Origin of the sequence: Croceicoccus bisphenolivorans, assembly GCF_001634625.1 — a bacterium.
GTDB classification, from domain to species: Bacteria; Pseudomonadota; Alphaproteobacteria; order Sphingomonadales; family Sphingomonadaceae; genus Croceicoccus; species Croceicoccus bisphenolivorans.
In genome coordinates this window covers 188,356-211,943 of the sequence record NZ_LRSE01000006.1, presented here as the reverse complement: position 1 = coordinate 211,943, position 23,588 = coordinate 188,356, and the positions used below count along the sequence as shown (strand labels likewise).

Here is a 23,588-nt window from a genome sequence, read left to right as displayed (position 1 = left end):
GCCGAATGCAAGTGTCGGCATCATCTTATACGTACCACCAAAGTCTTCGCCGGTGCGGCAAACCAATTGACCGAAGTCAATGATCGCACCGTCCGGCTCGTTCATGAAGCTCTTGCACGCGCTGTCCTTCGGCTCGTGTCTTCTCCAACTCGAAAGGCCCGCCGTCATCCGACGCGGGCCTTTTTTTGGGCGAACGGGCATCGATCTGCGTGAATCAGACAGAACGGGCGGCTGACTGCTCTTTCGCCTGACAAGCAGCATCATATTCGCGTCAGATTCCCCATGAGACGGGCCAGACCGGGAATCGACGCCACGATTCCAAACAACGGAGCGACGTGGCGGCTGGTGGCGATGCCGCTGATCGCCCCGGCAAACGCAAGCCGTGAACGGAGCCTTGCCGCAAAGGCCCGCTGGAACGCTTCCGCTGCGACCGGTCCATCACTTATCCAGGCGTCGGTCGCCAGCCTGGCGCTGACGAGTGCGATGCCAATGCCTTCACCTGCTAGCGAGGGGATGACTCCCGCCTGATCGCCGAGTCGGAACAGGCCCGGCTGCGTCTCGACCGCACGCCAGCCGTAGGGGACATGGCCGATTGCATCCATGCACTCCTGCGTCGGCAGCGCAGCAATGCGCCGGGCCAATGGCGTGTCCCCTTCGGCCAGTTGCGCAAGAAGCCTTTCCGGCGATCCACCCGCCTGGGCCAACCTGCTCTTGCGAACGGCCATGCACAGGTTTGCAAAGCCCCCCTCGTGCAGGACTAGACCGGCGTATCCCTTGGGAAACAGGTGCATCTCGATCGCCCCCGAAAGCTGTTCACGCAGTTCCGGCTTCGCCGCGAAACGCATACGCAGGCCAAGAAACGGATCGCCTTTCGCAGCGGCGCGCGAACGGGGCAGGCCCCGCATGTCGTGCTTGCCGGTGGCAAGGAAGATGCTGTCGGCTTCAATCGCTTGCCCGTCGGGCAGTTGAAAGGTGCCGTCTTCGTAGCGAACTGTTGCCCGCCTGATTTCCGCACCCACCCCCTCCGCACGGGCAAGCAGCATGCTGTCGAGGCGCAGCCGCGAAACGCCCATTCCGGATTCCGGCAGCGCCATTCGCCACGCCTGTTGCCCCGCCGTAAGGCGCAGGGTGTGTACGATGTGACCGCCGAGAGCTTCGCCGGAAACCCCGAGTTCCCCCAGACGGCGCAGTGTCGTCCAACTCAGGAATCCGCCGCACAGAGCATCGCCAACGCTTTCGCGGCGTTCATAGACGACGGGATATGCTCCGGCCCGGCCAAGCAAGATCGCCGCAGCCGCCCCTGCCGGCCCCCCGCCGATCACGATGGGCGGGGTGTTTTTCATGGACGACCGAAAGCAAAGGTTTCCGCCGCCATGCCGGGGCCGAACGCCATCGCCACCCCCTTCTCCCATCCGGGATCGGCCATCAGTTCGGCAAGGACGAAAAGCAGCGTTGTCGAACTCATGTTGCCAAATCGCGCCAGCACGGATCGCGAAGGCGCCAGCCTGTCAGGCGCCAGATCCAGCGCATGCTCCACTGCGTCCAGTATGGACTTCCCGCCGGGATGGACTGCCCATGCGAGCGCTGCGGGATCGCACCCCCGGATCAGACGATCGCGCAACGTCGTGTCGCCAAGCCCTTGCGCGATGCGATGTGGAACTTCGCCTGACAGGACCATCTCGAACCCGGTATCGCCGATCGTCCACTGGATAAGGTCCGCACTGTCAGGCAAGGTAGTGGGCAAGAAGCTCTCAAGCCGGACTCCCGAAGGCTTCGCACTAACCAGCGCCGCCGCCGCGCCATCCCCGAATTGCATGGCGCCCAGCAGCACCTTCATGTCGTGAGAAGCGACGAGATGCAGCGAGCAAAGCTCCACCGTGACGACAAGCACACGCGCACCGGCATCGCAACGCGCGATGTAATGCGCCGCGCGCAACGCCGAAACCGCGGCATAGCAGCCCATGAAGCCGATGAGCGTGCGCTCCACTCCGGGATCGAGACCAAGCCGCGCGGCAATGATCTGGTCGATCCCCGGCGCCACGAAACCGGTGCAACTGGCAACGACGATGTGGGTAATGCCGGACAGAGGAACCTGCCGTTCAAGATCCGCGATGGCCGCCATCGCAAGGTCTGGCGCTTCGCGGGCGTAGACCTGCATGCGCTGCCCGGTCGAGGGGAATGATCCGCCGTCGTAGAAACCGCCGGGATCGACGGGAGATGACCCGAATTGGTCGCAAGGCAGTACGGACCAGCGATGATCGATGCCCGAACGTTCGGCCATACGCGAAAACAGACTGCGATCGCGCCGGTCTGCCAATTGCGACGTCGCCCATTCAAGGTGGGCACGATGAACGTCATTGCCCGGCACGGCCGTCCCGATGGCATGAACATGTGCGACTGGCTGGGTCATGACTGTTTCGATCCTTCCCGGCACCGCCAACCGCGCGCTCGAATCCGATCTTCTACCAGTTCATTCAAATCGGCGCACATTTTCTCCCCAACCCTGTCGAGCCAGATCTGACGTGGGCGGAAAGTGACGTTCCACGGATATGCGAAAGGGCATATGACGCTGCACGCGAACGACGCCGAGATCGATGCCGGCATCGGTCAGGATCGCGGGCCATTCGCTCGCCCGGATCGAGCGGGCGATGGAGAGCGTCCCGTCCTCCCGAACGATACGGTGGACACGCATCAGGCGCGCAAGCAGGGGGAAACCGAGGTACGAAATCACGTGCCTGTCGAGATCGCTCAACAGCCATCCGCGCAGGGCTTGGCTCTCCATGAATTGCAGGAAAGCCCGCAACTGGTCAGACGTCATATGGTGACCGACCTGGCTTGAGATGATGAAGTCGAAGCGCTCGGGCTGCAGGCGATAGTCGCCCGTCCGGAAGTCGATTTCCGGCTGTCCGGCGCTGGCCTCGCGCGCGACCGCCGCGCTAAGCGGGTTGAGGTCGACGCCGACCAGGTCACATGCGATCGCGCGCCTATGTGCCCACCGCGCGATGGATCGCAACATATCGCCATGCCCGAAGCCAACGTCGAGCAGACTGAACCGCGAGAGCCCGCGTGTCGCTTGCTTCAAAAACCGTAGCGTTGGCCGAGCCGTCAGCGTCCAACGGTTGACCCGCGCAAGATCGGCAAGAACGTGCGCATATATTTCGGGAGCAATGGCCGGATCGTCCATCTGCTCTTCCCGGCGTGCACGCTCTGCAAGCAATCGCATGATCTGCTCCGATGGCCGGGTTAATTCGTAGTCCGACCAACGATACCATCAACCCGGAAATGACAGCAGAGTTTCTCCGACCAACTTGGCCCGATTTCAGCGAACAGCTTTGGCCAGCTTCACGATTTCACGGTCCAGCGCCTGCAGGAACGCGGAACGGTCCGCTTTGCCGAAGGGCGGCGGGCCGCCGATTTGTTCACCGCCGGCGCGAAGGTCGGCCATGATCGCGCGCGTGGCGATGGCGCTGCCGATGGAATTGGCGGTGAAAGGCTTTCCGTTCGGAGCAAGCACGACAGTTCCTGCCTTCAGACAGCGGTCGGCCAGCAGGATATCTGCCGTCACCACGATACATCCGGGCGCGGACTGGTCTGCGATCCAGTCGTCCGCGGCATCGAAACCGTCGCTCACCACTACGCGATCGACCAGCGCGTGATCCGGCACGCGCAGCCAGCTGTTGCTCACGATCGTTACCGGCACCTTGTGGCGGAAACAGACCTTGTAGATCTCCTCCTTCACCGGACAGGCATCGGCGTCGACGAGAACGCGCAAGGCCATCAAGGGCGTCCGTTGCGCCCCTTCGGCTTACCCTTGAAACCGGGCTTGGGCTTTCCCTTGAAACCACCTTCCGGCTTGCCCTTGAAGGCGCCTTCCGGCTTGCCCTTCCCCTTCGCTCCGCCCGGCTTGTAGGGCTTTGCCCGGTGGCGCGGCGGATGCTCCGGCCCGCGTGCGTTGTTGCTGTTGCGCGGCCCCCTGCTCTCGCGATGTTCGTGCGCACCTTCGCGCGGGCCGTCCGACGGTTCGATCAGGACGCCTTCGGCGGTCCCTTCCTCGCCTGCGGTGCGCTGCAAGGTCGCGCTGAACTTCGCGGCAAGCTCGGTCGGTACCTGGAAATGCGTTTCGTGCATGCCGATGCGGATCGCGCCCACTTCGTTGCGGGTGATGTGGCCGCGCCTGCAAAGCAGCGGCAGGATCCAGCGTGGGTCGGCGTTCTGGCGACGACCGATGTCGAGGCGGAACCACGCCACGTCTTCGAAACCGGGGCGGTGCCGCTCTTTCTGGGCCGCGCGCCTAGCTTCTGGCGTGTTCTCGATCATCTCCTCCGGCTCCGGCATGGAGGCGCGGTGCGCGCGTACGAGGCTTGCGGCGATGTCCTCTGCCGAACGCTCTGCAAGCAGCTGGCGGGCCAGCTCACGGTCTTCCTCGTCAACCTCGGCCGGCTGGAGCAGGATCGAGAGCAAGCGTTCGCGATCCTTTTCACGGATCGCCTCGCGGCTGGGCGCGCCGATCCATTCCGCCTCGATCCGCGCACCGCGCAGCATCGATTCCACGCGGCGGCGGCGCGGATAGGGCACGACGATGACCGCAGTCCCCTTCTTGCCAGCACGGCCTGTGCGCCCCGAACGGTGCTGCAGCGTTTCGGCATCGCGCGGAATTTCGACATGCACGACAAGGCTCAGCGTCGGCAGGTCGATACCGCGCGCAGCAACGTCCGTCGCCACGCAAACGCGCGCCCGCCGGTCGCGCAGCGCCTGAAGCGCGTGGTTGCGTTCCGACTGCGAATGCTCGCCCGACAGCGCGACGACAGCAAAGCCGCGTTCCTGCAAAGTCGCGTGAAGGTGGCGGACATTGTCACGCGTGGCGCAGAAAAGGATCGCGGTTTCGGCTTCGTGGAAACGCAACAGGTTGACGACGGCTGCCTCGATCTCTGCCGGTGCAACGGTCACGGCCTGATAGGCGATGTCGCCATGGCCGCGTTCCGAACCGACCGTTGAAATACGCAGGGCATCGTTCTGGTAGCGGCTGGCCAGCGCGACGATCTGTTTCGGCATGGTGGCCGAAAAGAGCAGCGTGCGCCGCACATCGGGCGTTGCGTCGAGGATTTCTTCCAGATCCTCGCGAAAGCCCATGTCGAGCATCTCGTCCGCTTCGTCCAGCACGGCAACGCGAAGGGAGGACAGGTCGAGCGCCCCGCGTTCAAGGTGATCGCGCAAACGGCCCGGCGTACCGACGACGATGTGCGCGCCGCGATTGAGGCTGCGCCTCTCCTTCGAAGCGTCCATCCCGCCGACGCACGTCGAAATCCGCGCCGCGGCTTTGCCGTAAAGCCACGCCAGTTCGCGGCTGACCTGAAGGGCCAGTTCGCGCGTCGGCGCGATGATAAGTGCCAGCGGCGTCTCCGCAGTCGGCAGGAAACCCGCCTCATCCAGCAGATTTTCGATGAAGGCGAGGCCGAAAGCGACTGTCTTGCCCGAACCGGTCTGCGCCGAAACGATCAGGTCGCGTCCGGCTGCTTCGGGTGCAAGCACTGCCGACTGGACGTCGGTGGGGGCTTCGTAGCCACGTTCGGTCAGCGCCTCTGCAAAGATGGGCGGAAGATTGGAAAAGGTCATCATGCTCACACGTCTGGCCGGCCGCATCGGCGCGGCGAAAGGCGAATTTTATAAACGATACCGGTCTGGGCGAGCTGTGCGCCTGTCGGGACCTGATTACCGCGCGCAAAACCGATTGCAGCACGGGCCGTGGCGCGCCCATACAGCGCCCGGGCGCATTTGGCTTGCATTCTTTTTCCGTAGCGCTTTTTTGCCGTTAGGCAGCTGTGCGAAGGACGCCCGTTAACGGAGAGGCTGACGCGCGTGCAGCGGGGCGCTATGGGGCCGGTCATGCAGACTGATACCCCATCCGGCGACGGCCCGATCCTTGTTGCCGCCCTGTACCGATTCACGCCGTTCGAGGATCATCAGGATCTTCGCGAACCGCTGGAACGCCAATGCCTTGATCATGGTGTGCGCGGCACTCTCCTGCTCGCCGCCGAAGGGATCAACGGCACCATCGCGGGCAATCCGGAAGGAATCGCCGCCGTGCTGGGCCATATCCGTGCACTTCCCGGCTGCGCCGAACTCGACGTGAAATTCTCGCACGCGGAACAGATGCCGTTCCACCGCACGAAAGTCAGGCTGAAGCGCGAAATCGTCACCATGGGCGAACCCGGCATCGATCCGCGCGCCAGCGTCGGCACTTATGTCGATCCGCAGGACTGGAACGCATTGATCAGCGATCCCGATACGATCGTGATCGACACACGCAACGATTACGAAGTGGCAGTGGGCACGTTCGCGGGCGCGATCGACCCGAAGACGGCCACGTTCCGCGATTTTCCCGCATGGTTCCGCAGCGCGCGGGAAAAGCTGCTGAACACTGCCAAGCCGCCGAAAGTGGCCATGTTCTGCACCGGCGGCATCCGCTGCGAGAAGTCCACCGCGTTCCTGAAGCAGGAGGGCATAGAGGAGGTCTTCCACCTGAAGGGCGGCATCCTGAAATACCTTGAAACCGTGCCGGAGGACGAAAGCATGTGGCAGGGCGAATGCTTCGTCTTCGACGAACGCGTGACTGTCGGCCACGGACTTGTTCAGGGCCAATACGAACTATGCCGCGCCTGCCGCCGCCCGATTACGGAGGAAGACAAAACCTCTCCCATGTTCGAGGACGGGGTCAGCTGCGCCGCCTGTCACGACGAGCGTACCGACCAACAGCGCGCAGCCTATCGCGAGAGGCAGAAGCAGGAGATGCTGGCAGCGGCACGGGGCGGGGTTCACGTTGGTGCGCGGTTGGCCGAACGGCGGGAGCCGCAGTGACCGATCCGGTACTCTACAGTTTCCGCCGCTGCCCTTATGCCATGCGTGCGCGGCTGGCTCTCGCGATCAGCGGCATCCGCTGCGAACTTCGCGAAGTGAAGCTGTCGCAAAAGCCCGATGCCATGCTTGCCGCATCGCCCAAGGGCACGGTGCCGGTACTCGTGCTTCAGGATGGCACGGTGATCGAGGAAAGCCTCGACATCATGCACTGGGCATTGGAACGCAGCGATCCCGATGGTTGGCTGGGGCGGGAAGACGCGGCCCTGATTGCGCGCAACGACGGGCCGTTCAAACACGATCTCGACCGCTTCAAATATCCGGAGCGTCATGGCTCCGACGCAGACCTGCACCGTGAAAGCGGCCTTGCCTATCTGCGTGAACTGGAGGACCGGCTGGAACGCTCGCCACAGCTCGGCGGGCAGGGCATGGGCCTGACCGACGCGGCAATCGTCCCGTTCGTACGACAGTTCGCCGCTGTCGATCGCGAGTGGTTCGACGCCCTCGCCCTGCCGAAGTTGCAGGCGTGGCTTGCCGCACACCTGTCGTCCGACCTTTTCAACGCAATCATGGTTCGGGTCCGCCCATGGAACGAAGGCGACGATCCGGTTTTCTTCGAAGGGTAACCGAACGCCGCAAGAAGGCGAATTGTCCGCTCGGCCCTTGCGCTGCGGCGCAACTGCCACGATCATCCGCCACATCAACAGCAGGAGCCTTCATGACCCTACGATCTGTCCCACTCGCCCTTCTCGGCCCGGCCCTTCTGGCGGGTTGCGCCACGACCGGCGAAGTCGATCCGCAAATCGCCACCGCCACGCTGAAGGACACGTCAGGCAACATCGTCGGCACTGCGACAGCCACGCAAACGCCGGTCGGCCTTGCCGTCGCCGTCGCTGCCCGCGGCCTGCCGGCCGGCACGCATGGTGCACACATCCACACCAAGGGCGATTGCTCAGCCGCCGACTTTACCAGCGCGGGCGGGCACTGGAACCCCGACAACACCAACCACGGCACGCTCAGCGAAGCGCCGCATCCCCATGCCGGTGACTTGTCGAACCTCGTCATCGCCGCAGACGGCACCGGCACGCTGACCGGAACGTCGAACGGCACGTTCGAAGGGCTGATGGACGGCGATGGCGCGGCCTTCATCATCCATGCCGACCCCGACGACTACAAGAGCCAGCCCACCGGCAATGCCGGCGCCCGGCTGGCCTGCGGCGTTTTCACCGCCCGCTGATCCGGTTATCACTGGCGGGACTTGCGATGCACCTCCCGCCAGTGACGCATTCGTCGCCCGTTCTTCCGGCAAGTGGCTTGCCCGTAGCGGCCATTGCCCCTATCTGCGCGGCAAATTCCGAAAACCCGTGATACCGCCCGCAAAGGACGACAGATGGCCGCCCAGTACGCATACGTCATGAAGAACATGACGAAGACTTTCCCCGGCGCGCAGAAGCCGGTGCTCTCCAACATCAACCTGCAGTTCTACCAGGGTGCCAAGATCGGCATCGTCGGCCCCAACGGCGCGGGTAAGTCGACGCTGATCAAGATCATGGCCGGCGTCGACACCGACTTCACGGGTGAGGCCTGGCCGGGCGAGAACATCACCGTCGGCTATCTGGAGCAGGAGCCGGAGCTCGACGAGAGCAAGACCGTTCTCGAAAACGTCAAGGATGGCGCGCGCGACATCGCCGACATGGTCGACCGCTTCAACCAGATCGGCATGGAAATGGCCGAGGAAGACGCCGACTTCGACGCGCTGGGCGCGGAGATGAGCGAGCTGCAGGACAAGATCGACGCCGTCGACGGCTGGACGCTGGACAACCAGCTCGAAGTCGCGATGGAAGCGCTGCGCTGCCCGCCGGGTGACTGGCCCGTTACCGATCTGTCGGGCGGTGAAAAGCGCCGCGTGGCGCTGACCCGCCTGCTCATCCAGAAGCCGTCGATCCTGCTGCTCGACGAACCGACCAACCACCTCGACGCCGAATCCGTGCAGTGGCTTGAAAACCACCTCAAGGAATATGCCGGCGCCGTCCTGATGATCACCCACGACCGTTACTTCCTCGACAACGTGGTGGGCTGGATTCTCGAACTCGACCGCGGTTCGTACTATCCGTACGAAGGCAACTACTCGACCTATCTGGAGAAGAAGGCCAAGCGTCTGGAGCAGGAAAGCCGCGAGGAATCGGGCAAGCAGAAAGCCCTGTCGCGCGAACTGGAGTGGATCCGCCAGACCCCCGCCGCGCGCCAGACCAAGTCGAAGGCCCGTATCCGCAAGTTCGAGGAACTGCAGAACAGCCAGGACAACCGCCAGGTCGGCAAGGCCCAGATCGTCATCCAGGTGCCCGAGCGCCTTGGCGGCAAGGTGATCGAGGCCAAGAACATCTCCAAGGCCTATGGCGACAAGCTCCTGTTCGAGAACCTGTCATTCATGCTGCCGCCGGGCGGCATCGTCGGCGTGATCGGTCCGAACGGCGCGGGTAAGTCCACGCTGTTCAAGATCATCACCGGCAAGGAACAGCCGGACAGCGGCACCGTCGAAATCGGCCAGACCGTGCACCTCGGCTATGTCGACCAGAGCCGCGATCACCTGAACCCCAAGAACAACGTCTGGCAGGAAATCTCCGACGGCCTCGACTACATGAAGGTCAACGGACAGGACATGTCGACGCGCGCCTATGTCGGTGCGTTCAACTTCAAGGGGCAGGACCAGCAGAAGAACGTCGGCAAGCTGTCGGGCGGTGAACGCAACCGCGTCCACATGGCCAAGATGCTGAAGGAGGGTGGCAACGTCCTCCTGCTCGACGAACCGACCAACGACCTCGACGTCGAAACGCTGGGCGCGCTGGAAGACGCGATCGAGAATTTCGCCGGTTGCGCCGTGGTTATCTCGCACGACCGCTTCTTCCTCGATCGTCTGGCGACCCATATCCTCGCGTTCGAGGGCGACAGCCATGTCGAATGGTTCGAAGGCAACTTCGAGGCTTACGAGGAAGACAAGCGCCGCCGCCTTGGCGATGCGGCCGATCGTCCGACCCGCCTTGCCTACAAGAAACTGACCCGCTGATAACGCCACGTCAGCACCGACCAGACTGCCGTTCATGTAAACTGCAAAAAACATGAACGGCGGTCTGCAGCCCGGTTCAGGGGCGCGACAGACGGATACATGTAGATACCTTCACAGCGACCGAGAGAGCGCTAGCCAGCGCTTCCGTGTGGAGAGTATTTATGAAAAGGGTCCAGACCTTGAAATCGGTGACAGGGTTAATCCTTGCCACCACTATGCTGGCCGGCGCACCGATTGCGCAGGCAGCACAAATCCAGACCAGCACCGCAGGCAGCATTGCCATGCCGACCGGCGAAGCGGGCCTGGCCGACCGTGACAGCCGCCGAGGCAATATGCGGGAACAACGCGCGCAAAGCCGTTCGGATCGCACGCCGCGCATCCGTCAACAGCGCGCAGAACGCACAGAACAGCGGGCAGAGCGCACCGAGACCCGGTCCGAACCGCGATCGAGCGAGCGTTCGGGGCGCGACTGGAATCGGTCCGACAACCGCAGCCAGACCGCTGAAACGCGTTCGGGCCGCGACTGGAATCGTTCCGATCGTTCGTCCAACGACAGGGCCAGCAATGATCGCATCCGCAGCGGTGGCGACCGGACATGGCGTACGGCAGATCGGGATAGCACCCGCGAGCGGGATAGCCGCCGTGATCGTGCCCGCAGCTACAATGATCGGGACAGGAACGACAGCTACCGCGATCGGGATCGCGACACGCGCTATTCCGACCGTGATCGCACGGCCTATCGCGACCGGGATCGTGACCGCTACCGAGACCGTGACGGAAGCCGATATCGGGACCGCGACGGCAGCCGCTATCGCGATCACCGAAACTGGGATCGCCGGTGGCGCGACAACAACCGCTACGACTGGTACCGTTATCGCAGTCACAACCGCAGCATCTATCGCATCGGCCATTACCACTCGCCCTATCGCGACTATCGTTATCGCCGCCTGACGATCGGTTTCACGCTAGGCTCGCTGTTCTACAGTTCGCGGTACTGGATCGACGATCCGTGGCGCTATCGCCTGCCGGAAGTCTACGGCCCCTATCGCTGGGTCCGGTACTATGACGATGTCCTTCTCGTCGACATGTACTCCGGCGAAGTGGTCGACGTGATCTACGACTTCTTCTGGTAAGGTCAGGGTCGCAGACCTTAGCCGGAAGGAACGGCCCCCCGAGCATGCTTGGGGGGCCGTTTTCCCATGTGGCCTAACGCTTGCCCAAACCGGGAATCATCCGGCCCAGTTCGTTATTCTTGTCCAGAAACTGGTGCTTCAATGCACCTGCGATATGCAGGCCCACCAGAAGGATCATGATCACACCCCCCGTGTGGTGAAGCTCGAACACCGATTTACCCAGCGCAGGGTTCTCCGCCACCGGCAGCGCCGGCACGGTGAACAGGCCGAAAATGTCTATACCCATGCCGAATGACGACGATGCGAACCAGCCACCCAGCGGCAGTGCCAGCAGCAGGAAATAGAAGATACCGTGCACCGCCTTTGCAAGGTAACGTTCCCAGGCTGCATAGCCGGGGTCCATGGGCGGCGGCGGGTTCATGTAGCGCCACGCCAGGCGGGCGACCGTCAAGACCAGAACGATCATCCCGATCGCCTTGTGCGGGTCCATGTAGACAGCAGCGGCCGGGCGTTCCAGCCCCTCGGCTGCCTCTGCCAGTCGCCAGTTCACGATGACCGCGATCGCGATCAGCCAGTGCAGGATTATCGCCCCTGTAGAGTAGCGTGCCTGCGGGGTGTTGATTGTTGCCATGTCGGTGTGCTTAGCCTTTCCCAGAGCTTGTCCCCGACGGGAACACTACAAACACATTGTCATCCCGACAAACAACTTATCGTAGCAGTACAGGCACCATGGCCAAGACCGGACGCACAGACGAAAAGAACCGCAAGGAAATCGCAGCGATGAATCGCGCAGTGCTCGGTCGCCTGCGATCGGACGATGCGGTGCAGGTTCTTATGGACGATGGCCTGCAACTCTTCGGCATTCCCGATTTCTTCTCCGAAGACGAATGCGAGAGACTGATGCGGATGATCGACAAATGCGCGCGCCCGTCGCCCGTTTTCGATGTCGACTATGGCAAGGCCGCACGCACCAGCTATTCCGGCGATCTCGACCCCCTCGATCCGTTCGTGCGGACATTGCACCGGCGCATGGACGACCTGATGGGGGTTGAGGAAAACTGGGGCGAAACGATGCAGGGCCAGCGTTATGCCGTGGGGCAGGAGTTCAAGGCCCACCACGACTGGTTCGATACCGGCGCCCCGTACTGGAAGGGCGAAGTCGCCTTGGGCGGCCAGCGGGCGTGGACGCTGATGGTCTACCTGAACGACGTGGAGGCAGGCGGCGCCACCGAATTTCCCAAGGCACAGATCGCGATCCCCCCGCAGCAGGGGACGCTGGTTGCGTGGAGCAATGCGAAAGACGACGGGCGGGTCAACATGGATACGCTACACGCCGGAACGCCGGTGATTGCGGGCGTGAAGTACGTGGTAACGCGCTGGTATCGCGCCCGCCCCTGGTACTGATGCTGCGGTCGGCGGCTCACCCGGCCGGAAAGCTGGAACGGGTGCGGTTGGCATAAGCGACGAGCGACAGCATCACAGGCACTTCGACCAGCACGCCGACCACCGTTGCCAGCGCCGCCCCGCTGGACAGTCCGAACAGGCCGATTGCCACGGCCACGGCAAGCTCGAAGAAATTGGACGTTCCGATCAGCGCGCAGGGTGCCGCGATATCGTGCGGGATCTTCCACGCCTTCGCCGCGCCATAAGCGATCGCGAAGATACCATAGGACTGGATGATGATCGGAATTGCGATCAGGACGATCAGCAGCGGATTGGAAACGATCGTCCGCGCCTGAAACGCGAACAACAGCACAACCGTGGCCAACAGGCCGATGATCGACCACGGCTTCAGCCGCGCGGTGAAAGCATCGACCGATGCCTCGTCGCCGCCATGGACAGCGATAACCCGTCGCCGCGTGAACGCCCCTGCCACAAGCGGGATAACGACATAGAGGATGACGGAGAGCAGCAATGTCTCCCACGGCACGACGATGTCGGTCACGCCCAGCAGAAGGGCGACGATGGGCGCAAAGGCCACGATCATGACGAGATCGTTCACCGAGACCTGTACCAGCGTATAGGCCGGATCGCCCCGCGTCAGTTGCGACCAGACGAAGACCATGGCCGTGCACGGCGCCGCGCCCAGCAGGATAAGACCCGCAATGTACTGATCCGCCTCCGCCCCCGAAAGCCAGCCGGCGTAGAGGTATTCGAAGAACAGGACGGCCAGCGCCGCCATCGTGAACGGCTTGACCAGCCAGTTCACGACCAGCGTCACGATCAATCCCTTGGGCTTGCGACCGATCCCGCGCACGCTGGCGAAATCCACGCCGACCATCATCGGGTAGATCATCGCCCAGATCAGCACCGCGACGACCAGATTGACGGAGGCATACTCCAGCCCCGCCAACAACCCGACAGCACCGGGCGCGACGAGGCCGAGGGCGATCCCGGCAAGGATCGCCAGAAACACCCATAGCGACAGATACCGCTCGAACATGCCGAGCGGCGATACTGCTGGCGCGGAGCCGTTCATGGCGTCAGCCTGCGGCGGGCGTGATCGTCAGATATGGATCGCCCGACCGTAAGCAGCCAGCACGCTTTCATGCATGGATTCGCTGATCGTGGGGTGCGGGAAGACCGTCTGCATCAGTTCGGCCTCGGTCGTCTCCAGCGTCTTGCCGACGACATAGCCCTGGATCATCTCGGTCACTTCAGCGCCGATCATGTGCGCGCCCAGCAGTTCGCCGGTCTTGGCGTCGAACACCGTCTTCACGAACCCTTCCGGCTCGCCCAGCGCAATCGCCTTGCCGTTGCCGATGAACGGGAACGTGCCCGCCTTCACCGTGTAGCCGGCCTCCTTCGCCTTCTCCTCCGTCATGCCGACACTGGCGATCTGCGGGTGGCAATAAGTGCAGCCCGGGATGTTGTTGCGGTCAAGCCCGTGCGGGTGGACGTCCTTGTTGCCCATTTCCTGCGCGATCGCTTCGGCAGCGGTAACACCCTCGTGGCTCGCCTTGTGCGCCAGCCACGGTCCGGGGGTGCAATCGCCGATGGCCCACAGTCCCTTCACGCCGGTGCGGCCGTAATCGTCGATCTGGATGAAGCCGCGGTCCAGCTTCGCGCCGACTGCTTCCAGCCCCACATTCTCTGTGTTGGGCACGATGCCGACCGCCGAAATCACATGGCTGAACTCGTGTTCGGCAACCTTGCCGTCCTTGCCCTTGATCTTGGCCTTCACGCCCTTGACACTGGTCTCGATCGCCTCGACACCGGCGCCGGTCATAATTTTCATGCCCTGCTTGGTCAGTGCCTTTTCAAGGAAGGCCGATACGTCCTTGTCCTCGACAGGAACGATACGGTCCAGCATTTCGACCACGGTCACGTCCGCACCCATGTCGTTGTAGAAGCTGGCAAACTCGATGCCGATTGCGCCCGATCCCATGACGAGCAGCTTGGTCGGCATTTCCTTGGGCGTCATCGCGTGGCGATAAGTCCAGATCTTGTTGCCATCCGCCTTCGCAAACGGCAGTTCGCGGGCGCGGGCGCCGGTGGCGACGATGACGTGCTTGGCCGAAATCGTCTCGGCGCCCTTCTCGCCCTTCACTTCCACGCTGGTGGCGGATTTCAGCGTCCCCTCACCCATGTGGACCGTGATCTTGTTCTTCTTCATCAGGTGCGTGACACCCGCGTTCAGCTGCTTGGCAACGCCGCGGCTACGCTTGACGACAGCATCGAGATCCGCCTCGATCTTACCGGCGATCTTCAGGCCGTAGTCGCTCGCATGTTCCGCGAAATGCTTGATCTCTGCCGAACGCAGCAGCGCCTTGGTCGGGATGCAGCCCCAGTTGAGGCAGATGCCGCCAAGCAGTTCCCGCTCCACGATCGCGGTCTTCAGCCCCAGCTGCGCCAAACGGATCGCGGCGACATAACCACCGGGGCCCGAACCAAGGACGATCACGTCATAGCTTGCCGACATTGTTCAAAGCTCCTGCCCAGTATTCGGCGCCGGGCGGTCTTTCACCGCGCGCGGGCGCCCTGTTTCATCAATCACCACGAATGTGAAACTGCCGCTACACACTTCTTTCGTGGCTTCACTGTTACGTTCGCGCGCGATGCCGCGCACCTCGATATTCAGAGAGGTTCGGCCCTCTTTCGCGATATCCGCATAGATCGAGAGTTCGTCGCCCACGTCCATCGCGCCGGGAAAGCGGAAATCCGTCGCCCCGATGACGACCGCCGTGCCGTTTGCATGGCGTGAGGCGAGCGAACCCGCCCCAAGCGCCATCTGGCTCATCAGCCAACCGCCGAACACCCCGCCATAGGGGTTCGTGTCGGCTGGCATGGCGGTGACGCGGATGACGGGATCTCCCGCCACCTGCACCATCAGGCCAGCAGCCCCATCGGCTTTTCGATCAGGTCCTTGAACACCTGCATCAGCTGGGCACCGTCCGCACCGTCGATGGCACGGTGGTCGAAGCTGCCGGTTGCGGACATGACCGATGCGATCTGCAGGCTGTCATCGATGACATAGGGGCGCTTTTCGCCAGCGCCGATCGCCATGATCATGCCCTGCGGCGGGTTGATGACCGCCTCAAACTGCTTGATGCCGTACATGCCCATGTTCGACAGGCTGGCCGTGCCGCCCTGGAATTCATGCGGCTGCAACTTGCCGTCGCGGGCGCGGGTCGCAAGATCCTTCATTTCGGTAGAGATCTTCGACACCGTCTTGTCACCCGCATCGACAACGATGGGCGTGATCAAGCCGGCGGGGATCGAGACGGCAACCGAAATGTCGGCGCGGCTGAAGCTGAGCAACTGGTCGCCGGCGAACTGCACGTTGCACGAAGGGACCGCGATCAGCGACCTGGCAAGCGCCTTGATCAGCAGGTCGTTCACCGAAAGCTTCACGCCGGAAGACGCGAGACTGTCGTTCAATTCCGCACGCAGCTTGAGCAGCGCGTCGAGCCGGATATCGACCGTAAGGTAGATATGCGGAACCTGCTGCTTCGATTCGGTCAGGCGACGCGCGATCGTTTTGCGCATCATCGACAGCTTTTCCACCGTGTGCGGAATGCCGAAATCCTGCGCCGCAACGGCAGCCGGAGCCGGTGCGGAGGCCGCAGGGGCAGCCGCCGGTTTGCCGGTCGATTCTGCACCGACGACGTCCGCCTTCACGATACGTCCGCGCGGGCCGCTGCCGGAAATCGCCGTCAGGTCGACGTTGCGTTCGGCAGCGATGCGGCGCGCAAGCGGGGATGCGATCACGCGGTCGCCGCTGGCAGCAGGTGCCGCTTTCGCAGGGGCTGCCGCAGATGCGGGTGCCGCTTCCTTTGCCGGAGTTTCGGCAGGCTTCTCAGCCACTTCCTTGGCGGCGGGGGCTGATGCCGGTGCGCTGGCAACCGCGTCGGCATCCTCGCCTTCCTCGGCAAGCGTCGCGATCACGGTGCCGACTTTCACGCCTTCCGTTCCGGCGTCGATCGCGATGTCCGCGATCACGCCTTCGTCGATGGATTCGAATTCCATCGTCGCCTTGTCGGTTTCAATTTCGGCGATGATATCGCCCGGTTCGATCTTATCGCCCTTTTTAACCAGCCACTTGGCAAGAGTGCCTTCCTCCATAGTGGGGGAAAGCGCGGGCATTTTCAGTTGGATCGCCATCGGTATCCTTGACGTCGTGAGGGAGTTGTTTTTTCAATTGCGGTTTGGCGCAGCATGGGCAGGCTGGTCAAGACGCTGCGGTGTGCTTTTTCTTGCTTAATGCGCATGCATCGCGCAACGTCCCGCCGGGATCGGGAAACTTGTGGGATAACCGCCGCGAATGCGCGTCTACCTCGTAATCATGGACGAAACGCCGGAGGCGCGGGTTGCCTTGCGCTTCGCATCACGTCGCGCGGCCAAGACGCAGGGCGCCGTTCACATCATCGCGCTGGTTCCCAAACAGCAGTTCGTGGCGTTCGGCGGGGTGCAGGCCACGATCGAGGCGGAGGCGAAAAGCCGCGCCGAAGTGCTGGTCATGGCCGCCGCCGGCAGCCTGCTGAACGAAAGCGGGCGAATGCCCGCGATCTCGGTCAAGGTGGGCGACGGCGCGAAAGTCGTGGCGGACTACCTTGCCGAACATGGCGAAGTCGCCGCGCTGGTGCTGGGCGCAGCATCCGAAGGGACGCCCGGCCCGCTTGTCAGCCACTTTGCCGGACAGCGCGCGGGGCAGCTCCCCTGCCCGCTGATGATCGTTCCCGGCAGCCTTAGCGACGAACAGATCGACGCGATCAGCTGACCGGCCGGCAAGCGCTCAGCGCTTGCCGCCCTTGTGCCGGATATTGCCCGGCCTGCCCCGTTTGCCCTGCATATATCCGGTCTTGTTCTGCTTGCGCGGGCCGGATTTCTTCTGCGGCCGCCCGCCGCGTGGCTCGATCCGGCCTTCGAATTCCGGCGGTTCGAACTTCAACGCACCCGTCAGCGGGTTGGCTTCGGCTAGCCGCAGCTTCAGCCGGTCGCCCGAACGGTACTCCGTGCCCGAATGCTCCCCGCGCAGCACTTGCGCCCTGTCGTCGTAATAGAAACGTTCATCGCCCAGCACCGACACCGGCACCAGCCCGTCTCCGCCAAAACCGAGGATTGTGGCGAACAGGCCGAATTTCTGGACGCCGGTGACGCGCGTGTCGAACGTCTCTCCGACCTTGCCGGCAAGCCACGCGGCGACATAGCGGTCGATGGTGTCGCGCTCTGCTTCCATCGCCCGCCGCTCGGTCTGGCTGATCGCCTCTGTCACGCGGTCGAGCGAGGCGCGATCGCGATCCGAAAGGCCCGTTGCTGCCGGTATCGCATGATCGGCAGGGCGCGGCTGTTCCAGCCCATAGGCCTCGACCAGCGCGCGATGGACCAGCAAGTCGGAGTAACGGCGGATCGGTGACGTGAAATGCGCATAGGAACCGAGCGCCAGACCGAAATGTCCGGCATTGCGCGGCCCGTAATAGGCCTGAGTCTGGCTGCGCAGCACCTGCTCCATCACCAGCGCCTTCTCGGCCTCGTCAGACACATCCTTGATCAGGCGATTGAACAGGCTGGGTGTGATCACCTGCCCCAGCGCCAGCTTGCGATCCATCGTCGCGAGATAGTCCTTGAGCGCCATCAGCTTTTCGCGGCTGGGCGGCTCGTGTACGCGGTACACCACCGGTGCGGCCTTGGCCTCCAGCGCTTTTGCCGCCGCGACATTGGCCGCGATCATGAACTCCTCGACTACCTTGTGCGCATCAAGCCGTTCGCGAACCGCAACTTCGGTGATCCGCCCCTTCTCGTCCAGCATGACGCGCCGTTCCGGCAGGTCGAGATCGAGCGGATCGCGCTCCTCCCGCGCCTTGGCCAGCAGCTTCCACGCGTCCCACAGATGCAACAGGCTGCGATCGGGTGCCTCCGCGCCCGGAGTCGGCGCACCGGTCGGCGCCATCGCATCGGCGGCAGACATTTGCGCTGCGGGGAAACCGGCGTCGGCAATCGCCTGCGCATCCTCGTAAGCGATATTGTGATGGATGCGGACGATGGCCCGCTTCACATCCCACCGCGTGATCCTGCCTTCGCGGGAGATGTTGAGGTGGCAAACCATCGCGGCCCTGTCCTCGTTCTCGCGCAGCGAGCAGACATCGGCCGACAACACTTCGGGTAGCATCGGCACAACGCGATCGGGAAAGTAGACAGAGTTGCCGCGCTTCCTCGCCTCCCGGTCAAGCTCCCCGCCGGGCCTGACGTAGTAACTGACATCGGCAATCGCGACGACGGCGTCGTAACCGCCCTCCTTGTCCGGCGCGGCCCAGATCGCATCGTCGTGATCGCGTGCGTCTGCCGGATCGATGGCAACGATGGGAAGGTCGCGCAGGTCCTGCCGCTTCTCCTCGCTCAGCGGCAGTTTCGCCACCGCCGCAGCCTCGGCCAGCGTCTCGGACGAGAAGAAGTGCGGGATGCCATGCTTGTGGATCGCGATCAGCGAGTACGACTTGGGCGCGAGTGGATCGCCCAGCACCTCCACCACTTTCACGCCCGAACGCGGCGAACGGCCCGCCGCCTCCGCCAGCACCAGTTGGCCTTTTTCCGCCCCGCCAAGATCGGCAATGGGCAGCGAGGATCGCACTGATTTCTCGATAGGCGCGAGCCAGCCCTTTCCGCTGCCGTCGATTTCCACCACGCCCATCAGGCTTTCGTGCGTCTGCGGCAGCTTCTTCATCGGATGGCCGATATAGCCGGTGCCGGTTTCTTCCGTGCGGGCCAGAACCCTGTCGCCCTTGCGAAGGGCCGGCATCTGCCGCGCCTTCCCCTTACCCTTGCTCTCGATCAGGCGAACGCGCGGCGGCGGCACCGCGTCTTCGGGCTGCCAGGCATCGGGAATGGCGATCGCCTCGCCCTCGTCGATATCGACCACGCGCAGCACGGTAACCTTGGGCACGCCGCCCATCTGGTGAAAGGCGGTGCGGTTGCCGTCAATCAGACCTTCTTCGGCCATGTCCTTCAACAAGGCCTTCAGCGCGATCTTCTCTTGTCCCTTCAGGCCGAAGGCGCGCGCGATTTCGCGCTTGCCGGCGGGAACGTCGGAATTGCGGATGAAATCCATGACCTGCTCCTTGCTGGGCAGGCCCGGTTTGGTCGGCACGCCGCGCGGGCGCTGTGTCGGTTTGGCCATGTGCGTCATGTGAGCGCGCGGGCGCACTTGCGCAAGGTGCAAAGGCAAAGCGGCTGTTCACGGACCGGAAACCGCACAACTGCTAGGAAACTTGGGCATTGCCGCGCGCCGAATGGGGCGTTAGATGGTTTCATAATTTACCAGATAGAGGTTTCTGACGCTCGATGGCTTTCAAATTCGCCGCTGCCGCCCTGCTTTCCGCCACTGCCCTCGCGGCACCTGCCGCTGCGCAGCAATACGCGCCGGCGCTTGGCAACGACCTTCTGGCGCAGCCAGGCGGACCGAACGCATTGACCGCGCGCTGCGACAGTTACCTGACCGCATTCGACAAGCAGTTCTCGGCTCTTGCCAAGGCCAAGGGCAAAGCAACAATCGAAAACACGCTCCTCCCCTTCGACAAGATGTCGGCGCTGCTTGGCGGTGCTTCGGGTGAATTCGCGCTTTACCGCGAAGTGCTGACCACGGCCGAGGAACGCGATGCCGCTTCGGACTGCGAGGTGCGGATCGAGGAAGCCGCAAACCGCATGTCGCTCTCCCGCCCGCTCTATGACCGGATTGCCGCAGTCGATGGCTCCGCCGCCGATGCGGAGACGCAGTTCTACCTTTCCAACACTGTTCGCGATTTCGAACTGAGCGGTGTTGCCCTCGACGCCGACAAGCGCGCCAAAGTGAAAGAGCTCAACGACGAGATTTCCAAAATCGGCGCCGAATTCGACAAGAACATCGCCGAGAGCGGAAAGTCGATCACGGCGCTGCCGTCCGAACTCACCGGCCTGCCTCAGGATTTCATCGACGCCCACCCCGCCGACGCCAGCGGGCTTGTCACGCTGACGACCGACTATCCCGATTACGTTCCCGTCGTCAGCTTTGCCGACAACGATGCGCTTCGCGAGCGGCTGGCCCGCGCCTATTTCTCGCGCGCCTATCCTGAAAACAACGATCTGCTGAAGCAGCTGTTCGCCAAGCGGCAGGAACTGGCCGAAGTTATGGGCTATCCCGACTATGCCGCACTCATGCTGAAGAACCGCATGGTCGACACGCCGGACAAGGTGCAGGCCCTGATCGAGGACATGGCCGCCGCCGCTGCCCCGGCGGCAAAGGCGGAATACGATCGCAAGCAGGCGCTGCTGGACAAGTTGCGCCCGGGCAAGACGCTGTACCGCAGCTTCGACAACAACTGGCTGATGGAACAGGTGAAGGAACAGGACTACCAGCTGGATGCACAGGAGGTGCGTCAGTACTTCACCTACGAAAATACCCGCGACGGCACATTCGCGCTGACCGAACGCCTGTTCGGCGTGAAAATCACGCCGTGGGAAACGCCCCTGTGGCACGAAGATGCGGAAGCCTACGAAATCAGCGAGAACGGAAAGGTCATCGGCCGTTTCTATCTCGACAGCCATCCGCGCGACGGCAAGTACAAGCACGGCAACGCAATCCCGATCCGCGCCGCCATTCCGGGCAAGTCCGTTCCGGTCGCCGCACTGGTCATGAACCTGCCCAAGGGCGGGTATGAAACCGGCCTGATGATGCACGATTCAGTGGACACGTTCTTCCACGAATTCGGGCACTTGCTGCACATGCTGTTCGGTAACGTGGACTATTACGGCACCAATATGATGGGCGTGGAATGGGACTTCGTGGAAGCCCCGTCGCAAATGCTGGAAGAGTGGATGTATGATTACGACACGCTCGCCACTTTTGCGAAAAACGAGAAAGGCGAAGTGATCCCGCGCGAACTCGTCGCAAAGATGGATCGTGCGCGTTATTTCAACCAAGGCTACTTCTTCACGCGCCAGCTTGGCTATTCGAACGCATCGCTGGCATATCACCGCCTGCCGCTGTCCGAAGACATCGATGCGACCTATCGCGAAAAGGTCGAGGCCTATGACCTGATCGGTATTCCGGACAACACGCACAATCCGGCGGCGTGGGGGCACCTCAACGGCTATGCCGCAGGGTACTACACCTACATGTGGTCGAACGTCGTCGCGAAGGACATGTTCACCCGCTTTCAGGCAGCCGGACTGGGCGATGTTGCCACTGCAAAGGCCTACCGCGAACGCGTGCTGGCACCCGGCGGGTCGAAACCCGCAGCTGATCTGGTCGCCGATTTCCTTGGCCGTCCGGTCTCTCTGGATGCCTATCGCGAGCACATGAAAATAGCTGCCGAGAGCGAATAAGGCCCCTCAGCAAGCCCATCATTGATGCCCCGCCGGCCGGAATCGCGGCCAGCGCGGCTTCATGGCCTATGTCGACCAATCAGTAGGCGCGGGCGACGTAGATCGTCTCGACCGCGTCATCGCCGGTGAAGAAGCAGTCCGCTTCCGGCTTGTCTTCCTGCATCGGCGTGTTGCGGATGGTCAGCTTCAACGTCTTCAGCTTTTCGACGACTGCATCCAGAGCGGCACCGGTCGGGCGGGACCATGCCAGCTCGACCCAGCCCGGCTTGGCGACGCCATCGGCGAAGTGCGCGGCAAGGCCATCGAAGTCTTTGATGTCACGACGGATATTGTCGTCGCGGCGCTTCTTCGCCTGTTCGAACAGGTTTGTCTGGATGTCCTCCAGAACCCCCGCAGCACAGAACACGAAATCGTCACGCACCTGAAACTCGAAGTCGGTCTTGCCATCTTCGCGCCACAGGTGATCGCGGCGCAGAACGGCAACCTTGCCGTTTTCCATGTCGCGCGGGCCAACTTCCACGATGATCGGCGCACCCTTGCGCACCCAGTCCCACCGTTTTTGCGCAACCTTGCCCGGCTTGCTGTCCAGCAGCACGCGAACCGGTTCGCGGAACGCGTTCTGTTCCAGAAGGCCTATGCGCAGCTTTTCACAGTAATCCAGAATCTCTGCATCGCCATCAGCGCCGCGCAGCATCGGCAGGATCACGATCTGGTGCGGCGCAATGCGGGGCGGCACACGCAACCCGTCATCGTCGCCATGCGTCATGATCACGCCGCCGATCAGGCGGGTGGAAACGCCCCAGCTTGTCGTGTGGCACAGCGTCTGCTGACCTTCCTGATCCTGATACCGGATGTCCGCCGCTTCGGCGAAGCCAGTGCCAAGGTAATGCGAGGTGCCTGCCTGCAGCGCCTTGCCGTCCTGCATCATTGCCTCGATCGAATAGGTTGCGACGGCGCCGGGAAAACGCTCGTTCTCCGGCTTTTCGCCCGCGATCACCGGCATCGCCAGCACGTCTTCGGCAAAGGCACGATAGACTTCCAGCATCTTGAGCGTTTCGACCATCGCGTCATCGCGGTCGGCGTGCGCGGTATGGCCTTCCTGCCAGAGGAACTCACTGGTGCGCAGGAACATGCGCGTGCGCATTTCCCAGCGCACGACATTGGCCCACTGGTTCATCAGCAGCGGCAGATCGCGCCAAGACTGGACCCAGCGGCTCATAGCCTGACCGATCACAGTTTCTGACGTGGGACGAACGACGAGCGGCTCTTCCAGCTTTGCCTCGGGATCAACGACAAGTCCGCCATCCTCGGCCTTCAGCCGGTGGTGCGTGACGACCGCCATTTCCTTGGCGAAACCTTCGACGTGTTCGGCTTCCTTGGCGAAATAGGACAGCGGGATGAACAGCGGGAAATAGCAGTTTTCATGCCCCGTTGCCTTGATCTCGTCGTCCAGCACCCGCTGGATGCGTTCCCAAATGCCCCAGCCCCACGGCTTGATCACCATGCAGCCGCGAACGCCCGATTCCTCGGCCATGTCAGCCTGCGTGACGACAGCCTGGTACCAGGCCGCGAAATCGGCTTCGCGCGTGATGTCTAGGGCGTGACGGATCTTGGAATTGGACACGGGGACTGCCTGCCTTGTTGATGGGCCGACCCGCGGCCTGAACGCGAGAGCGGGGCAGCCGATGGGCCACCCCGTCTTTCTTGTGGATTGCCCCTATGCTCTACGGGCAAACTTGTGA

General features: G+C 63.0%; 20 protein-coding genes. 8 read left to right on the top strand and 12 right to left on the bottom strand.

The window, feature by feature from the left end; all coding sequences use genetic code 11:
• Positions 1-260 precede the first annotated feature (260 nt).
• From A7A77_RS08900 to A7A77_RS08880, 5 genes are all read right to left on the bottom strand, one after another.
• A complete protein-coding gene (locus A7A77_RS08900; protein ID WP_066556401.1) occupies positions 261-1,343 on the bottom strand; it encodes an NAD(P)/FAD-dependent oxidoreductase in 1,083 nt (360 codons plus the stop codon).
• Complete coding sequence (locus A7A77_RS08895) at positions 1,340-2,410, bottom strand: type III polyketide synthase (RefSeq protein ID WP_066556579.1); 1,071 nt, start codon at positions 2,408-2,410, stop codon at positions 1,340-1,342. The genes A7A77_RS08900 and A7A77_RS08895 overlap by 4 nt, the downstream gene beginning before the upstream one ends.
• A gap of 60 nt (positions 2,411-2,470) precedes the next feature.
• Complete coding sequence (locus A7A77_RS08890; RefSeq protein WP_066556399.1) at positions 2,471-3,223, bottom strand: methyltransferase domain-containing protein; 753 nt, start codon at positions 3,221-3,223, stop codon at positions 2,471-2,473.
• Between the two features lie 96 nt (positions 3,224-3,319).
• Entirely contained in the window at positions 3,320-3,772 is a 453-nt protein-coding gene (locus tag A7A77_RS08885) for a YaiI/YqxD family protein (protein ID WP_066556576.1), read from the bottom strand.
• Positions 3,773-3,777: 5 nt separating this feature from the next.
• Positions 3,778-5,613: a DEAD/DEAH box helicase gene (locus tag A7A77_RS08880; protein ID WP_066556578.1), complete on the bottom strand. Its 1,836-nt coding sequence runs from the start codon at positions 5,611-5,613 to the stop codon at positions 3,778-3,780.
• 270 nt (positions 5,614-5,883) lie between these two features.
• Here A7A77_RS08880 and trhO point away from each other — a divergent pair, with 270 nt between their 5' ends.
• The 5 genes from trhO (at position 5,884) to A7A77_RS08855 (ending at position 11,049) form a co-directional block, all read left to right on the top strand.
• On the top strand, positions 5,884-6,855 hold the full coding sequence (trhO, locus tag A7A77_RS08875; protein ID WP_156500488.1) for an oxygen-dependent tRNA uridine(34) hydroxylase TrhO: 972 nt from the start codon (positions 5,884-5,886) through the stop codon (positions 6,853-6,855).
• The gene (locus A7A77_RS08870) at positions 6,852-7,478 is read left to right on the top strand and encodes a glutathione S-transferase (RefSeq protein ID WP_156500487.1); all 627 of its coding nucleotides are present in this window, start codon (positions 6,852-6,854) and stop codon (positions 7,476-7,478) included. The genes trhO and A7A77_RS08870 overlap by 4 nt, the downstream gene beginning before the upstream one ends.
• A 92-nt stretch (positions 7,479-7,570) precedes the next feature.
• The gene (locus A7A77_RS08865; RefSeq protein WP_066556391.1) at positions 7,571-8,089 is read left to right on the top strand and encodes a superoxide dismutase family protein; all 519 of its coding nucleotides are present in this window, start codon (positions 7,571-7,573) and stop codon (positions 8,087-8,089) included.
• A 153-nt stretch (positions 8,090-8,242) separates the two neighbouring features.
• Positions 8,243-9,916, top strand: coding sequence for an energy-dependent translational throttle protein EttA (gene ettA / locus A7A77_RS08860; protein WP_066556389.1), 1,674 nt, complete (start codon positions 8,243-8,245; stop codon positions 9,914-9,916).
• A gap of 188 nt (positions 9,917-10,104) precedes the next feature.
• On the top strand, positions 10,105-11,049 hold the full coding sequence (locus A7A77_RS08855; RefSeq protein WP_245638440.1) for an RcnB family protein: 945 nt from the start codon (positions 10,105-10,107) through the stop codon (positions 11,047-11,049).
• Between the two features lie 73 nt (positions 11,050-11,122).
• Here A7A77_RS08855 and A7A77_RS08850 read toward each other — a convergent pair whose 3' ends face one another.
• Positions 11,123-11,680 carry a cytochrome b gene (locus tag A7A77_RS08850; protein WP_066556385.1) on the bottom strand — a complete coding sequence of 186 codons (558 nt, stop codon included), beginning with the start codon at positions 11,678-11,680 and terminating at the stop codon, positions 11,123-11,125.
• A gap of 98 nt (positions 11,681-11,778) precedes the next feature.
• Between A7A77_RS08850 and A7A77_RS08845 the strand changes: the two genes are divergently transcribed.
• Complete coding sequence (locus A7A77_RS08845) at positions 11,779-12,453, top strand: prolyl hydroxylase family protein (RefSeq protein ID WP_066556383.1); 675 nt, start codon at positions 11,779-11,781, stop codon at positions 12,451-12,453.
• A gap of 16 nt (positions 12,454-12,469) precedes the next feature.
• Here A7A77_RS08845 and arsB read toward each other — a convergent pair whose 3' ends face one another.
• The 4 genes from arsB to A7A77_RS08825 are packed head-to-tail and all read right to left on the bottom strand — an operon-like array spanning position 12,470 to position 16,653.
• Positions 12,470-13,528: an ACR3 family arsenite efflux transporter gene (gene arsB, locus A7A77_RS08840; protein ID WP_066556381.1), complete on the bottom strand. Its 1,059-nt coding sequence runs from the start codon at positions 13,526-13,528 to the stop codon at positions 12,470-12,472.
• A 27-nt stretch (positions 13,529-13,555) separates the two neighbouring features.
• Positions 13,556-14,971: a dihydrolipoyl dehydrogenase gene (lpdA, locus tag A7A77_RS08835; RefSeq protein WP_066556378.1), complete on the bottom strand. Its 1,416-nt coding sequence runs from the start codon at positions 14,969-14,971 to the stop codon at positions 13,556-13,558.
• A gap of 3 nt (positions 14,972-14,974) precedes the next feature.
• On the bottom strand, positions 14,975-15,379 hold the full coding sequence (locus A7A77_RS08830; protein ID WP_066556376.1) for an acyl-CoA thioesterase: 405 nt from the start codon (positions 15,377-15,379) through the stop codon (positions 14,975-14,977).
• Positions 15,379-16,653 (bottom strand): pyruvate dehydrogenase complex dihydrolipoamide acetyltransferase, encoded by a 1,275-nt coding sequence (locus tag A7A77_RS08825; protein WP_066556374.1) that lies wholly within the window; start codon positions 16,651-16,653, stop codon positions 15,379-15,381. The genes A7A77_RS08830 and A7A77_RS08825 overlap by 1 nt, the downstream gene beginning before the upstream one ends.
• A 160-nt stretch (positions 16,654-16,813) precedes the next feature.
• Between A7A77_RS08825 and A7A77_RS08820 the strand changes: the two genes are divergently transcribed.
• A complete protein-coding gene (locus A7A77_RS08820) occupies positions 16,814-17,269 on the top strand; it encodes a universal stress protein (RefSeq protein ID WP_066556373.1) in 456 nt (151 codons plus the stop codon).
• Between the two features lie 15 nt (positions 17,270-17,284).
• On the opposite strand, the gene rnr is transcribed toward A7A77_RS08820, so the two are convergent.
• The gene (gene rnr, locus A7A77_RS08815; protein WP_066556574.1) at positions 17,285-19,663 is read right to left on the bottom strand and encodes a ribonuclease R; all 2,379 of its coding nucleotides are present in this window, start codon (positions 19,661-19,663) and stop codon (positions 17,285-17,287) included.
• A gap of 164 nt (positions 19,664-19,827) precedes the next feature.
• On the opposite strand from rnr, the gene A7A77_RS08810 reads away from it, so the two are divergent.
• Positions 19,828-21,846 carry a M3 family metallopeptidase gene (locus A7A77_RS08810; RefSeq protein ID WP_066556371.1) on the top strand — a complete coding sequence of 673 codons (2,019 nt, stop codon included), beginning with the start codon at positions 19,828-19,830 and terminating at the stop codon, positions 21,844-21,846.
• Between the two features lie 79 nt (positions 21,847-21,925).
• Here the strand turns inward: A7A77_RS08810 and proS are convergent, their stop codons facing one another.
• Complete coding sequence (gene proS, locus A7A77_RS08805; RefSeq protein ID WP_066556369.1) at positions 21,926-23,470, bottom strand: proline--tRNA ligase; 1,545 nt, start codon at positions 23,468-23,470, stop codon at positions 21,926-21,928.
• Between the last annotated feature and the right edge of the window lie 118 nt (positions 23,471-23,588).

Bases quoted from the DNA above. Each gene is read 5' to 3' on its own strand.
- A7A77_RS08900 (WP_066556401.1), bottom strand. From the start codon at position 1,343: ATGAAAAACACCCCGCCCATCGTGATCGGCGGGGGGCCGGCAGGGGCG.
- A7A77_RS08895 (WP_066556579.1), bottom strand. From the start codon at position 2,410: ATGACCCAGCCAGTCGCACATGTTCATGCCATCGGGACGGCCGTGCCG.
- A7A77_RS08890 (WP_066556399.1), bottom strand. From the start codon at position 3,223: ATGCGATTGCTTGCAGAGCGTGCACGCCGGGAAGAGCAGATGGACGAT.
- A7A77_RS08880 (WP_066556578.1), bottom strand. From the start codon at position 5,613: ATGACCTTTTCCAATCTTCCGCCCATCTTTGCAGAGGCGCTGACCGAA.
- trhO (WP_156500488.1), top strand. From the start codon at position 5,884: ATGCAGACTGATACCCCATCCGGCGACGGCCCGATCCTTGTTGCCGCC.
- A7A77_RS08865 (WP_066556391.1), top strand. From the start codon at position 7,571: ATGACCCTACGATCTGTCCCACTCGCCCTTCTCGGCCCGGCCCTTCTG.
- ettA (WP_066556389.1), top strand. From the start codon at position 8,243: ATGGCCGCCCAGTACGCATACGTCATGAAGAACATGACGAAGACTTTC.
- A7A77_RS08850 (WP_066556385.1), bottom strand. From the start codon at position 11,680: ATGGCAACAATCAACACCCCGCAGGCACGCTACTCTACAGGGGCGATA.
- A7A77_RS08845 (WP_066556383.1), top strand. From the start codon at position 11,779: ATGGCCAAGACCGGACGCACAGACGAAAAGAACCGCAAGGAAATCGCA.
- arsB (WP_066556381.1), bottom strand. From the start codon at position 13,528: ATGAACGGCTCCGCGCCAGCAGTATCGCCGCTCGGCATGTTCGAGCGG.
- lpdA (WP_066556378.1), bottom strand. From the start codon at position 14,971: ATGTCGGCAAGCTATGACGTGATCGTCCTTGGTTCGGGCCCCGGTGGT.
- A7A77_RS08830 (WP_066556376.1), bottom strand. From the start codon at position 15,379: ATGGTGCAGGTGGCGGGAGATCCCGTCATCCGCGTCACCGCCATGCCA.
- A7A77_RS08825 (WP_066556374.1), bottom strand. From the start codon at position 16,653: ATGGCGATCCAACTGAAAATGCCCGCGCTTTCCCCCACTATGGAGGAA.
- A7A77_RS08820 (WP_066556373.1), top strand. From the start codon at position 16,814: ATGCGCGTCTACCTCGTAATCATGGACGAAACGCCGGAGGCGCGGGTT.
- rnr (WP_066556574.1), bottom strand. From the start codon at position 19,663: ATGGCCAAACCGACACAGCGCCCGCGCGGCGTGCCGACCAAACCGGGC.
- A7A77_RS08810 (WP_066556371.1), top strand. From the start codon at position 19,828: ATGGCTTTCAAATTCGCCGCTGCCGCCCTGCTTTCCGCCACTGCCCTC.